A 14,044-nucleotide genomic window follows, 5' to 3' on the forward strand; every position below is an offset into this window, starting at 1 on the left:
ATGTCTCCTAGAAAGCACTTTCGATGATGACGCCGCGGTCGGCATCGGCGCTACCCCGCGCCAGTCCAGCCTTTTCGAGCAGCCGAATCAGGTCCCCTGCCTCGGGCCTGAGGCCGAGCTCCTCTAGGTTCAGCATGAGCGTCGCCACATCCGAGGTCTTTCCGGGACCTTCACAGGCAAGGCTGGCGACGACAGCCATCCACTCCGTCCCGGGCTGCACGGTGAGGAAGCGTCCGTTGGATCGCAAGAGTCCGTAGTAGTCGGCGAATGGGCCACTCGCGTCGCGCGTCAGCAACGCGTATTTGACCGCTTCCCACGTATTTGCGGCCGACCGTTCGCCGCTGCCGAGGGCCAACGTGAGGGAACCCCGGAGCTCCTCGTCCTCTGACATTGCAGCCAGCGCAGCAGCAAAATCGTCGCGAGACGCTGGACGTGACACAAGCCAATCTTCTAAGACCTTCCGGATTTTGGAGCCTCGGTGCACGCGCCACGAGAGAAGCGGAGCGACGTCCCTCACTGCAACGGACGAGCGACTCGACCTCCAAGGAAGAATCTCCGGCACTTGCGCCATGACCTCACTCCACGTGCCCGGCTTTCCACTGAGGATCCGACGGGCCAGCGTTTCATACCAGGCCGCTTCCCAGAGGAAGCCCTGTCCGAGCGCGAGGCGTAATACGGTGGTTGCCCAGTCAACCCATACTCTGGCAGGTAGGGCTCCAACCCATTCATCACTAGTCAACTTTTGCCATGACCTGGCAAACCAAGAAAACGGAGTGCCCTCGTACAGGGCCCCTGGATCACTTTCCAACTCACGGGTCGTGTCGGGGTCTACGTCTTCGCCAAGTTCAGGGTATCCCGCATCGAGAAGCGCCACTTTTGTCGCCTCATTAATTGCGGATAAGAGGGGGTCTATCTCACAGCGTTTGTTAGCGGCATTAAGCCAGAGCCGGGCAGCTGTAGTTTTTCCGTCGTTCTCTTTGAGGCCCAGCCGGAACAAAGATTCCAAAATAGCCCCCAGATCCGGGGGGTTTTTTGTTCTTTGGAAACCGCGCATATCTTGAAGCAATGCAAACGCTGGCGTAATGGGGCTAGCAGCCTGGCTCTTACTCTTCTCAGCCTGCACTCCCGCTACGCTATTTAGAACTGCTGAGGCTAAGTCGCCCTCGTACCTTGCATTCGTTGCAAGTCCATGAACAACGAGCTGGTGACCATAGTCCACCAGCTTCTGGCCCTCCGGCTCCGTTGACCTGACTTTGAGCGTCGGTGTACCGGCCGTCTCTGACCTGAACATATACGCCACGGGAACACCATCTTCGGTTAATTCCTTCTTGCGATCGTCGTGGACTCTCCATGCCAGTGATGTGATAAAGGCTTCCGGCACCGACACATATTGAGGCCGGTTCATAGGAAGAATGATGCGGGTTGCAGCGACCATTAATAGCCTCCAGTGACGGTCATGCTGAAGTCCGAGTTACCCACTACAACGCGGTAGTTCGCCCTATTCAGTTGCGTGGGAATTAGGCGAGCAGCTCGAAACCTCTCCAAGCGGGGCGAAGTCACATCAGTCATTTCCGTCACTCCTGCATGCTCGTGCCCGCAAGCCAGAGCTTCTCTCACCAGAGCAAAGTCCAATGGCATGCGCGAGATCTCCTTGCCTTGTTCGCTCAATATGAGGAACAAGGCCTCGGAGTCCCTGAATGTCTTCATTTCGACGTCTCCGGTCTTGAGGGCGAGCTTAGGTTCGGATTGAACACCCACGATCGGATCAGTACGACTCGCCAGAACAGGAATCAGCGAAGCAGACTCGATATCCCCCGGCTTGCGCTTAGGACGAAGTAGCGTGCGGAGGCCAAACCCCAGCTCATCGGGAAGATTTGGGCTTAGATACCAAGCTTGGGTCCACGCGGCGACCTGAGGCCTGAAGGCTGGAATTCCATTGGCAAGTGCATAGAGGCGGCCAAGATACCCTCCATACCAAGAGATGAAGGCGTAGCGATCCTTGTCGCGTATCTTAGGGTCGCGCATCGCACCGACAAACGCCCGGTCCAAGATTCTATCGAACTCAGTCAAGATGCCGGAGAACGTATCCTCCGCATCGAGGTCATCCTCCAGGCTTTCCAGGGGTGAGCCGTTGGTGACTGGACCGGCGAAAGAGTCGGCCAACGGTGTTGCCCACCCGGATTCCCAGCTTTGATCGAAGCGTCCTGGAATAGCGTCCCGCATCGGGTCAACGAAGTGGGTGAGCTTCGTAATGGGGTTACCAAGGGGATCAAAGCTATCGGATCCCGGATTCCGGCCACCAAAGATGGCTTGGGAGAAACGCAATCCGGCGAGCACCTGAAGGTCCTTGAACCGCAGCACAGAGTCGGCCTCGGTTGGTTGGAGACGCGTGATGAGACCGCGGAGCTCGTCCCTCGCGACCTGGTTCGGGGCGTCCCCGAGGATACAACGCGTAATCATCCCCCATATTTCGCGAAAAGTCATGCGCTGCCCGGACGTGAGCTCGGCCCCCCGAACCACCGTCAGGATTCCCGCACGAACGCGGTTAGAGCTAAGGGACTCGATATTCGCCTTTATCGGATCGACTAGGTGCTCTGATCCGCCATAAAATCCCCTAGTCGAAACGAGGTCAGTCACCTTGCTGAACAGGGCACTGGCAGGCGTAACGACGTCCATGGCAGTCCGCTTCGCAAAGTCCGCGATTCCATAGGGTTCAGCTTCGAAAATAGTGCCGCCGTTGTCGCCGGATGTAATGCGTACTTCGGGGCGCCGTTCAAGGAGTGAACACACGTCGACGAAAACAACCAGAACGCTGGCCACGATGTCAGGCCCATCGAATAGGTGGCCGGCGCGCAGGTAGGGTTCATCGCAATCCGTTTGGACGTTCCAATTAGATTCGCTTGCGGCATCCCCTGCCAACCAGCGCACAAGGGCCTGGCCCGCGGTGTGGTCATGAGTAGAGTTGGCAGTGATTGGGGTGGCTTCATCAATTAGGATTCCTCGATTGACGCAGGCCACGAGGTGCTTACCAGCACGCTGAGAGGCATCTATTTCTTTGCTGAGTGGATTCCGCCGGTGCTCGGTGCTACCGATAGTGGCGTCGTTGATTAGCAGAAGCTCCCTGCCCCCAGCCCTGTATCGGTAGCTTCGATGGGCGAGTCCATCCTCTGGGGGTTCAATGGGGTCAAGCCCATCGACGATCTCAGAAGTTGCATGGGATTTCCCGGCACCGGGCCCTCCCACGAGGAAAAGGAAGCGGGGAAGGGAGTCGCTGTTTAGGCCGCTTTTAAACCAGGCGCAGGCCTCCTCCACACCGGCCGGCCGAGGCGCCGTAGGCAATTGGCTCTGGCCCTCGCTGGCCGGCTTCGCCGCTACGCCGCTCCCGCCGGTTGTCCTGTCCCACAACTCCCCCAGCGTGTCCCAGTAAGCGCATTCGCTCTCTTCGGCCTTCACGTGCTCCCCCTCATTGCGTGGCTCAAAGCTATCATCTGGTTCTCGCCCCGGGTTCATGACGGTGGACGGAGCTCCACCGTCAAGTTTCACTGCTTCGGCAAGCGCCGAGTCTCCATCGGCATCGTAATCATCGGTGAAGGGAAATTCCCCCAAGCGCCGGAGTACGCGGTCACGCAGGGCAGCCTGAAAGTGGGGACGCGGTTTGTACCCGAAAATGTACCTTCTGCCCATCCCGTCCAGGACAGCGCTCAAGTTGCAGAGCTTGAATTCAATCGAGGCGTGTGACCTCTTCACGGTCTCTTGGAGCTTCAGGTTGTTCTGTCGCTTGTTGTAGCTTGCGCCTGCGATCTCGAGCTTCAGCATCCCTAGATAACTGTCGATGAGTGCGTCAAGCTCGGCATCAGACCACTGGGACGGGCGTGTTTCCTTGGGCATTCGATCAGATTACGGTTCACAGAGGGTCGCCGGCGGCGCGACACTCTCTTTCGTCTCATCCGTGTGCCAGTGATCTTCGCACCGGTTCCAGACTCTTGCTGGCGTAGCCTCGGCACGTTCCAGGTCGTCCACATGGATAAGCGCAGCCATGCGGCCCAGCAGCTTCTTTTCCCCCGCGTCCGACAGCTCCTCGAGCTTCCCGCGCAACACGGTCTCCAGGGGTGAAAGCCCCTCGATCGATCCTGCCTGCCGGAGGTAACCGGTCCACGAGTCCCTGATGGACCGGTAGATCGTCTTCACCTCATTCCCCGACCGCTCCAGATAGGCCTCCAGCTCAGTCTCGGCATACGAGGCGATGTCCCGGACCAGCTGCGCCCGGTTGAACCGCAGCTGTGCCTTGATGTTATCCAGCACCACTTTCTGCGCCACCCGGTCCAGCACGATCTGCGAGCCGGACGGCAGGCACGGGAACTCGTCCTCGACAGCCTTCTCCAGCTCCTTACGCCCGTATCCGGTCAGCGCCCGGTAGCGCAGGTCAAAGCGGCACTCACGGCGCTGCTGGCCGATGAAATCCAGGACCGTCAGCACCGCCTTGCCCTCCGCACGGCGCAGCCCGATTCCCAGCTGCTGGAGAAAGATCATGGCGCTCTGCGTGGCCGGAGCAGCAGGATGGTGTCCACCTGCGGCAGGCCCAGGCCTTCATTGAAAAGGTCGACGGCGAAGATGCAGTTGATCTCCCGCTTGCCCAGGCGCCTGAGGGCTTCCTCGCGGTCGGCATTGTGAGTGGTCCCGTCGACGGCGACGGACGGAATGCCGGCCCGGTTGAACACGTAATGCGTAGAGAACATCCGTCTTAGCAGGTTACGAGCCCTTCAGGTATCAAGACACGGACCTGCTTCACCATCAATCACGAAGAGCCTACAACCCCTAATGCAGCTCTTCCTCCGCATCTCCGCCAATGAGATTAATCATTGCGACACCGTATTTCTATTTACATGGAAAGCGAAAAAGCTGCTGGCTACACATGGTCGAGAACGAGTCATGACGCACATAAGTACGGAGGGAGAAGCGAGCGGCGCATCGAGACGGTATCAGGCCCTCGTACGACTAAGAGATTCAAAATTTCAAAGGGCATAGCCGTGCCTATACATGGGAGCTCCGATACCTAGGAACAGTCCGTGGGACCCACTAGAACTTCATTGGTCTAATAGATCCCGCTGGATGAGATCGAATGAGCTCACCAGCCAAATTCTGTAGGTCCGGGAAAAGGTCACCGCCACGAAATCCTAGTACATCCATCTGCCTCGCGAAGTCATGCACATGGCGCGCTGGAACCACAAAGCGCCATCTAAGACCAGATACCTCAGGAGAATCTAGCGGCATGGTGTGCGGTTTGTGTATGGTGAAGCACCCCTGTTGCACGAACATACGCAAATCCAACTCAGTGGCCATGACTGCTATCGGACCATCATTACCCAAATCACGTGGAGGATTTCTTTCGCGGTCTTGATCAAGAAAAGCAGGCTTTATCCAGTCGTCGCAGACCCTGGAGTTGATGGCGGGTGTGAACTCAATATAGGCATGATCACGGTTCAGCTGATGAGGAGAAAGCACAAAGATGGCAGCGTCGCGCGCAGGCATATCGACATTGAAGTAAGCCTCCACGGCGAAATAGGCGGCAACCAGGGGTGAACGGCTCCAGTCAAGGAGCCGAGTTGGTAACCCATAGTGCTGCATCAAGCTCAGCCAAGCTGAATGATCGTCATAGTCAAGGCGCTCATTTGGATAACGCATAGCTGCCCGCGTGCGGAACCTGTGGGTGAAGTTCCTTTCATCTGCCGGCGTATAAGGTCGCCGTCGATTCTCCTCCTCCCTCCACAAGGCCGCTTGCACGTGCCAAGAGGCATCACGCTGGCCCCTATACCACAGCGGTGCGGGATAATCAGAGCTAATAAACGCAATTTCCTGCATAAATTCAGCTACAGAACCAACGCGGATATCGATCATGTCGGTCATGGCATTACTTTCGTATCATAAACATGTCCTGCACGCGCCGGCTCCTAAAACCTAGAAATGATTGGGTCGACGCTAGTTGTCGGGTTCTCAAGTATGCGCTTCACGCGCGAGTATAGAACTCTGTTCGGTTCCCAGAGAGTGGTATCCCGTCGCCGAGTTTTCCTTATAACATCCATACTTCTCAATTCATCTAGAACCGCAGGAACGAAGCTACGTAGGTTCTGTCCTTCCAAGGAACCACGATAGAGGCCGCTTTCTTTCCTGGAATGCCCTGACTGAACGAAGATCTTGCGTAAAAGCGTCAAAGCTACTCGTTTGCGATCTGGCAGGTCGAGTTTGAGTATAGCGGCCATGGTTTCACTGCTCTCGCTGAAGTCACCAATTTCAGAGGCAACGATTCGCTCCGTCGTCAGCTCATCCAGGGCCGCAATACCATCAATTCTCTCTATTATGCATTCCGTGAACCTCGGGATATCTCCGGCATACTCAAGGCCGGACAGGTCCAAAACCTCTATGATGCAATTAGAAAATTCCACCGACGAGCAATCTGCACCATCAGTCACTCGGAGAGAAGGAATATGTTGGTCATTGATAGTGATTGCTCGCTGAGGGGACATTCCTTGGGAAAGTATCAATCGGAGTATGTCAGCCTGCACGATTTCGGTTCGGGCAATGCTCTGCGCTTTGGTGAGCGATGTCGTTATCGCCCCTTCTGACAACGACGCTCCATTTACTCGATAGCCGAGCACGGCCAAGCCAACCTCACCCAGCAAAGTTTGAGCACCCGTAAATGCATCACCAAAATTAGGCTGGTATGGATTGAGAATGAAGTTATAAATGTCACCCGCGCGGGCGGCATCGACGAAATCGTCATCGACGAAGGATCGAGAGTTTGTGCGGCCGTCACTAACCCTCAAACCGGGCAGTCTCTGAAGCACACCATAAGCGCCTTCATCGGGGAGGTATCCCCTCAAATCGCGAAAGGCAGTAATGAGATCTTCAAATTGAAGAGGGCCCAAGCCGCTGCTCGTTTTTCGAGCGAGAGTGGCCAATTTCTCTAGCATGCTTCGAATGGCATCTTCGTTGAGGCCGGCCTCGATGCGAGCTTCTCGTGCACAAACCGCTTGAATTAATCTGTGCCATCCTTCGCCGGAGTCCACCGAGCCAATATCATCAACCAAGTCGAACAGTCTATGCCCCGCAAGGTAGCCCACTATCAATGGGCGCCTTGGAAGCCAACTGGGCAACTCCTTTAACCAATTACGCTGCTGTAGGTAGGCTCGGACCTGGTCCTCAGTGAATTCACTTGCACTCGCAATTGTTACTTCTGGTCTAAGACCGAGGGCTCGGCGCAATTCCTGGGTAGAGTCGAAGAAGTGCTCGCGTCCGGCTATAAGCAGGCCCGCCTCGCGTGGAGTCTTTCGGGAGAAAGTTCGGACTAGTTCCACGCTTTTTTCGCGCACTTCAGCGATTGGCCGGCCAGCACCTCCCGAACCGAAGATTTCATCAAATCCATCCAGAATGATATGGGCCTCGCCGGACTTCCATGCGCGCACAAGCTGGTGCGGCTGTGAGAAGCCGATTAAGTTCGCATGCCGGATTAACGCCTCTGAGGGGTCAGACTGCCCTTGGTGATCATTCAGGTTCAGGTGGAGCGCAAACTTCGTCGTTACCTTGTTGAAGTAGTCCTTGCGGAAGCGGAGGTATATTTCCCGCAAGGTCATGCTTTTTCCGGTACCGTAATCACCAATCAGAACAACTTGACGTCCGTCCTGCATCATCCTATAAAGGTCCGAAACACCTATAGTGGCTTTGCTTGCGCTGTCTACGAAATCTAGCTCAACATATTTATCCGTGACCCGCTTATCATCGGTTTCAGGATCTCTTGCACTGCCGAACTCATGATCGCCACGGGCGCTTAGATATGACCGAACGTCAATCAGTCGAGACCTAAGATCATCGAATCCGACTGCAGCTAGGGGAGTGCCTAACCGCTTAATAGCGTCCCGTTGATCGGCGGTAGGTTCTTCTTGAGTTACAAAAAAGCACTTTATAGCCTTGAACGGATACTGTGTGGCAAGTTGCGACGCCAAAGCCTTCAGCTTCTTGCCGTCCTTCTCCGCTTTGTCCTTCCTGGGAGACGTCGTAGCCTCAATCGCCACTACTAGGTCCTCAGTTACGAAGATGCCGTCCCGTTCCTGTCCATCAATTTTGGTGGCTCCACCCGACGGGTCTCCAGGGTACAGGAGCCGTGCCAACCGAAGCACTTCGCGTTCAAATTCCATGCCGCTAGCGTTGCTGCCTACACCAGTCACTGCTCCCCTTGACTCCCCATAGTTAGACACCAGCGCGTTATTGCGTGGCATAAGTTCTCTGGCTAGTAGATCAAACGAGCTTCGGATTCCCCGGTAAATATCGCCATGTCGCGACCAATTCCAACTAAAGCAATCCCCGAGGATCGGCCGGTCCTGTATTTTTTCTCCGCAAGGCGAGTGGTCATCGAGACGTCAACGCTTGCCGTCGTTTGAATAGTCGGCAGGTGCAGTTCCGCGTAGCTCCATGTCGCCCCGACCCGAAGAGTCCGAGGACGTCGCCCGGCAGCCAGCCGAACAGCAGGGCAGGCACCCAACAGGAGGAAGCCGACGATAGCCACCAGCTTGAGCCGGCGAACTAGCACTCAAGCTCGCCGAAGTTCTTCACGCTCGTCATGTCCACGGCAGTGAGCACCACGATGAACACGAAGGACCTCAGCCACACCGGCAGCACCGGGAAGATGTGGCAAGCTGGCCCGCAGCACCGAGTGCTTCGACCGCGATGACCAGCACAAGCTGCATCCAGCACAGCCAGCCCAGCCAGCCCATGATGGCACCGGCCAGTGGGCCCCTTGGCAATCGCGGTGTAGATGGAGAAGGCACCGGTGTCCGGATTGGCGGCTGCCATCTCTCGAGCGCCCACATCACCTGGATGATGCAGGTGCCTGCCCCGAGGTAGGAGATCAGCACGGCCGGCCCGGCCGTGAACAGACCCGCGGGCCGATGGCACGGGCCCTACAACCGCCGCTGCCGGAACATCGGGAACAGCTCCCGCACCCGCGCCACCGTCTCCATCGAGACATCCACCGCCCGGACCCCAGCCTCCAAGCCAAGGTCAGTTTCAATAACCCCCATGGGATCCACCAGGACACTCCGCCCCACGGAGACCGGCGGGGCCTGGCACGCGCCTGCCACGTACACGCTGTTCTCGATGGCGCGCGCCGCGTTCAGTGCCAGCCATTGCTCTGTTTTGTGCGTGCCCGGCACCCAGGACGAGCACACTAGCAGAACCTCGGCACCGGCGTCGGCCAGGGACCTGGCCAGCTCGGGGAACCGCAGGTCGTAGCAGGTCATCAGCCCGAACCGCACTCCCCCGGACTCGAACACCACGGGGCCGGTGGAGGACCCCGGCTTGATGAACTCCGACTCCCCAAAGCCCTGCGCGTCGAAAAGGTGGATCTTCCGGTAGGAAGCCAGCAGGCCGCCGTCGGGCCCGTAAGCCACCAGCGTGTTGTAGGCCTTACCCGGCTCGTCCGAGCTCTCCACCACGCCCGCCACCATCGCGATCCGGTGGCGGCGGGCGATGCTGGCCAGCTCCTGGCAGACGGGGCCGTCGAGCGGCTCGGCCATCTCGGGGAACGTCGCGTCCACCTTCTTCTTCTCGTAGGTGGCGTATTCCGGGAAGGCGACCAGCGTGGCGCCGTCGAGCGCGGCCTCGGCGGTGAACCGGTCGATCGCAGCGAGGTTGGCCTGGATGTCGGTCCCCGACTCCAGCTGCCCGAGCGCTATCCTCACGATGGTTCCTTCCCTTCGGTCAGGCGGCGGCCCGAACTCAAGTGTCCAGGTCAGGCGGCCGCCTCGACCGTCGCCTTTTCAGTCGCCGTCATTTCCGGCGGTGCCGCTTTGAATCCCCGAGTGATCAGGGCCAGGACCACGATGCCGAGCACCAGCCAGGACAGTCCCAGCGTAATCGCGTTGCTGTCCAGCTGGGAGAGAAGGTAGGCGCAGATGACGGCTCCCACCACCGGGACCACCACGTAGGACACGGGGTTCAGCTGGTGCCCGGCCCGGCGCTGGCGCATGTAGTGGAACACCACCGAGACGTTGACCAGCGTGAAGGCGGTGAAGGCGCCGAAGTTGATGAACGAGGTGGAGGTGGCCACGTCCAGGAAGATCGCGATCAGGCCGACAATGCCCGTGAGGATCAGGTTCACAACCGGTGTGTGGAACTTCGCGCTGAGCCGACCGAAGACCGCCTTAGGGAGGACGGAGTCCCGGCCCATCGCGTACAGCAGACGGGAGGCGCTGGCCTGCGCGGCGAGGCCGGAGGCGAACTGCGCCACCACCAGGCCGGCGAGAAACACGGCTCCGAACAGCTGCCCGCCGATCTGCAAAGCGATGGAGCTGGCTGCGGAAGCGGAGTCCTCGAACACCCCGCCGGGGTGGACCAGCTGGGTCACGTAGGACACGGTCACGAAGATGCCGCCGCCGATCAGGGCGATGAGCATGATGGCGCGGGGCATGTTCTTGCGCGGGTTGATGGTCTCCTCGGTGAGGGTGGTGACGGCGTCGAACCCGAGGAACGAGTACGCGGCGATGGCGGCACCGGCGGAAATGGTGGCGAAGCTGGAGGTGTCGTTGAAGAACGGCTGCGTGCTGGCCAGTCCCCCGGCGCCCTGCGTGGACACCACGTTGCCGATAGAGAGCACCACAAAGAACACGATGACTAGCAGCTGGAACGCCATCAGCACGTAGTTGGCTTTGTCCGCCACCTTGATGCCCAGGATGTTCAGCAGCGTGGTGATGAGGATGAAGCCCACGATCCACACACCGATGGGGATTCCGGGGAACTGCGCCGTCAGGTACGAGCCGCCGATCAGCCAGATGACCATGGGCAGGAAGAGGTAGTCCAGCAGGATGGCCCAGCCCACGAGAAACCCGACCCGGGGGTCGATGGAGCGGCGGACGTAGGTGTAGGCGGACCCGGCCACGGGGTACGCGATGGCCATCCGGCCGTAGCTGTGGGCGGTGAACAGCATGGCGACGAGTGCCACCACGTAGGCGGACGGCGATGCCCCGCCGGTGGTTTCGGCGATGATGCCGAAGATCCCCAGGACGATCAGCGGGGTCAGGTATGCCAGGCCGAACAGGACCAGACTGGGCAGTTTCAGCGTGCGGGTGAGCGTGGGTGATGTTGTCACAGGTGGTTCCTTAGGCGTTGAAGGACTGGGGAGCCCAGGTGGCCGGGCTGATCCGGCCCTGGTACACGGGCAGTTCGACGGCATCTTCGCCGTCGCGGAACTGGGACCAGGGGCGGTTGAGGTTTTCGGTGCCGTGCGTCCGGACGTGCTCGACGGCGGCAAGGTCCAGTTCCGCTGTGAGCAGCACCGGTGCGTCATCGGGGGCCTCGGCGAGGGTGTTCCCCTCCGGGTCGACGATGATGCTCAGGCCCTTGCCGGTAGGGCCGGCGCAGTTGACGCTGACCACAAAGACCTGGTTCACGATGGCGTTGGCCTTAGCGAGCACCAGCTCCTGCCGGCGGTCCGGCGTCGTGGTTTTCACGACGTTCAGGATCACTTCGGCGCCCATCCAGGCGAGCTGGCGGGACACCTCTGGGAACCATGCGTCGTAGCAGATGTTCAGGCCCACCCTGCCGATGCCGGCCAGGTCCACTGTGGTGAACCGGTCGCCGGGGTCGTAGGGCTCGAACGGGCGCCAAGGGAAGACCTTCCGGTAGAAGCCGGCGAGCTCCCCCTCCGGGGACAGAACCAGCTGGGTGTTGAACAGCTGCCCTTCCGGGCCGCGCTCGCACACGCTGCCCGGGACCAGCCAGATTTTGAGGTCTGCTGCGAGCTGGCGGAGTTCCTTGACCCGGGGTCCGTCCAGCGGTTCGGCGGTGGCCTGGAGCATTTTGGTGCGCTGCTGGTCGGGGTCCCCGTCGCCGAACAGGTGCAGCTCGGGGAAGACCACCAGCCTGCTGTGCGGCTGGACGGCGAGGGCGGCTTTGACCTCGTCCGCGAAGGCCGAGACAGGTTCGCCGATGAGCCGGGGCCGGGCCTGGGCTGCGATGAGGGGAAGAGTGCGTTGCATGGTTATCTCCATGTTGGGGATGTGATCTGCACTATATTAGATCAGAATGATCCAATTATGGGAAGAGGGGCAGATGGGCCGTAAAGTAGCGGATATGACCCGTCAGTTGGAGGACACCGCCGACTCCTCACCCATCGGCGCCGGCAGGCTGGCCGGCATCGACCGTCGCAGCGCCATCGACGCCGTGCGGCTGCGGATCGGCATGGCGATTTCGCTGGGGCTACTGAAACCCGGCGAGCGTCTGCCTGACCAGGAGGATGTGGCGCTAGGCCTGTCGGTCAGCCCGATCACTGCCCGCCGCGCGCTGGCGAGCCTGGCGGAGCAGGGCGTGGTGGTCCGCCGGCGGGGCCGTGCCGGCGGAACCTTCGTGGCGGATGAGCCTCCGCAGAGCGTGCTGGCCGAGCTCTCAGCGTCACCGGCCGAGTCGCAGGCTGTGAACCGGCTGGTGGACCGGAGACTTTTGTTCGAATGCGCGGTAACGCACTACGCGACGCTCAACGCCACGGCCGAGCAGCTGGATGAACTCGACCGGCTGACCCGCGCCATGGCGGAGTCGTCGGATTGGTCCGACTACCACCAGGCAGACGAGCAGTTCCACCAGCTGGTGGGCACCGCTTCAGGCCTGGGGACCGCCGTCGAGGCGTACCACGAGACATTGACAGAGCTCTATGCCTACTTCATCCCCTACCCGATCGAGCTGCTGCACAAGTCAAACTGCGACCACGTGGCGCTGGTGGCAGCCCTGCGGGCCGGCACTGCGCAGGAAGCCGTGGAGATTTCGCGCAAGCATGTGGACATCCTGCACCGGACGATGTTTATGGGGCTGGCCCGCGCGGAAGCCGCGCTGCCTCCAAATGATGAATAACCGCTGACTTCATCTCGCTGGCAACGGCCGCTTCGATGGCTCACCTTCTTGGTCGATCTGCGCCCCATAGCCTGCAACTGCGGGCGGGTATTCGCATGGACGTCTACTGAGTCAGCACCGAGGAAGCTGCTGCCATTCTCAGCACGAATGAGAACACCCTAAGTCAAAGGCTGCCGGGGTGACCGGTCCTAGGTGCACAACACATTCCACGACGTTCAGCAATGGAGCTGCTGGCGCCGAAGTGAGGTGGCAGACCGCCGAGACCCAGGCTCACGTCATGCAACTCGAGGCTGAAACAATCCGTGAGTGTCGGCCAGTCCCAGTCTCTGGAACCGCTGGCAAGAAATGTCAATGTTCCAGGCCACCGGCGACGTCACCGACGCCTAAATTCGTCGGCCGAGCCGTCTTTACACCGCTCTGATGTGTCGCCAATTGGCAGTGCCCGAGTCCACGGGCGCAAAGTTGGCACTGCTAGATACGGTGTGGCCGCCGTGGAGAAGAACACCTACTTGAAGGGACCGCAGGGGCGCGGTACAGAGCTCCGAGATCGGGCAAACTGCACTCATTCACTTGAATACACAAGTAAACGTTTTTTTACGATACTCTTACGAGGTTTCCGCAATTCACATAGATGAAGAGTCAAGGGCGCTCCGATATAGGTCTCCTTGGTGCGGAGTACTTCCGATCTGTGACTTGAATACTGGGGGCCTAAGTGGGCGCAACGACATCCTATTGGAAACGCATCGCTAGCGGTTTTTCGATCCTTGCGATGGCGGCCGGATCGCTGCTCTGGGATCCTTCAGCTTCGTTAGCATCTGTTTTCTCGGTGACTGGTGTTCTTGTTGATTCAAACGGTGCTCCGATCGCGGGCGCCTACGCCACCAAGACCGGGGGGATGTTCAACCCGGATGCCGTCACCGACAGCGAAGGCCGTTTCAACATTCCCGTTGGCGAGACTTCCCCAGAACTTGCGTTCGCCTACGCTGCCCCTAACGCTGACCCGGATCTCACAATCATCACCAACAACATAGAAATCAGCGGAACTACCGACGTCGGAACGGTCAAACTTCCCCCGCTGGTCCCGGCAGTTGTTCGCGTGGTCGATAGCAACGGACGCCCCGTGGCCGGAGCCAGCGTTTCCAACGAGTCCAGC

At 59.4% G+C, this 14,044-nt stretch carries 11 protein-coding genes and 1 pseudogene; 2 read left to right on the top strand and 10 right to left on the bottom strand.

The window, feature by feature from the left end; genetic code table 11:
• Window positions 1–7: 7 nt before the first annotated feature.
• From BS38_RS0118870 to BS38_RS0118915, 10 genes and pseudogenes are all read right to left on the bottom strand, one after another.
• Window positions 8–1,435, bottom strand: a complete 1,428-nt coding sequence (locus tag BS38_RS0118870) for a hypothetical protein (RefSeq protein WP_156037183.1) — start codon at window positions 1,433–1,435, stop codon at window positions 8–10.
• Window positions 1,435–3,888, bottom strand: a complete 2,454-nt coding sequence (locus BS38_RS26540) for a hypothetical protein (protein ID WP_051629023.1) — start codon at window positions 3,886–3,888, stop codon at window positions 1,435–1,437. The genes BS38_RS0118870 and BS38_RS26540 overlap by 1 nt, the downstream gene beginning before the upstream one ends.
• A 9-nt stretch (window positions 3,889–3,897) precedes the next feature.
• Window positions 3,898–4,530, bottom strand: a complete 633-nt coding sequence (locus BS38_RS0118880; protein WP_028272217.1) for a hypothetical protein — start codon at window positions 4,528–4,530, stop codon at window positions 3,898–3,900.
• The gene (locus BS38_RS27705; RefSeq protein WP_231511327.1) at window positions 4,527–4,736 is read right to left on the bottom strand and encodes a helicase-related protein; all 210 of its coding nucleotides are present in this window, start codon (window positions 4,734–4,736) and stop codon (window positions 4,527–4,529) included. Before BS38_RS27705 ends, BS38_RS0118880 begins: the two co-directional genes overlap by 4 nt.
• A gap of 340 nt (window positions 4,737–5,076) precedes the next feature.
• Complete coding sequence (locus tag BS38_RS26855) at window positions 5,077–5,904, bottom strand: FRG domain-containing protein (RefSeq protein WP_081818974.1); 828 nt, start codon at window positions 5,902–5,904, stop codon at window positions 5,077–5,079.
• 44 nt (window positions 5,905–5,948) lie between these two features.
• Window positions 5,949–8,189, bottom strand: coding sequence for an NACHT domain-containing protein (locus BS38_RS0118895; RefSeq protein ID WP_197024984.1), 2,241 nt, complete (start codon window positions 8,187–8,189; stop codon window positions 5,949–5,951).
• Window positions 8,190–8,496: 307 nt separating this feature from the next.
• A pseudogene (locus BS38_RS26860) lies at window positions 8,497–8,927 on the bottom strand (amino acid transporter); the annotation flags it as partial.
• 24 nt (window positions 8,928–8,951) lie between these two features.
• A complete protein-coding gene (locus BS38_RS0118905; RefSeq protein WP_028272221.1) occupies window positions 8,952–9,731 on the bottom strand; it encodes a carbon-nitrogen hydrolase family protein in 780 nt (259 codons plus the stop codon).
• A 50-nt stretch (window positions 9,732–9,781) separates the two neighbouring features.
• The gene (locus tag BS38_RS0118910) at window positions 9,782–11,137 is read right to left on the bottom strand and encodes an APC family permease (RefSeq protein ID WP_028272222.1); all 1,356 of its coding nucleotides are present in this window, start codon (window positions 11,135–11,137) and stop codon (window positions 9,782–9,784) included.
• Window positions 11,138–11,147: 10 nt separating this feature from the next.
• Entirely contained in the window at window positions 11,148–12,026 is an 879-nt protein-coding gene (locus BS38_RS0118915) for a carbon-nitrogen hydrolase family protein (protein WP_028272223.1), read from the bottom strand.
• Window positions 12,027–12,120: 94 nt separating this feature from the next.
• Between BS38_RS0118915 and BS38_RS0118920 the strand changes: the two genes are divergently transcribed.
• Together BS38_RS0118920 and BS38_RS0118925 are read left to right on the top strand one after the other, a co-directional pair.
• Window positions 12,121–12,891, top strand: a complete 771-nt coding sequence (locus tag BS38_RS0118920) for a FadR/GntR family transcriptional regulator (RefSeq protein WP_028272224.1) — start codon at window positions 12,121–12,123, stop codon at window positions 12,889–12,891.
• 712 nt (window positions 12,892–13,603) lie between these two features.
• The coding region (locus tag BS38_RS0118925) for a carboxypeptidase-like regulatory domain-containing protein (protein ID WP_197024985.1) at window positions 13,604–14,044 on the top strand (441 nt) is incomplete at its 3' end.

Origin of the sequence: Arthrobacter sp. UNC362MFTsu5.1 (assembly GCF_000685965.1) — a bacterium.
Taxonomy (GTDB): Bacteria; Actinomycetota; Actinomycetes; order Actinomycetales; family Micrococcaceae; genus Arthrobacter.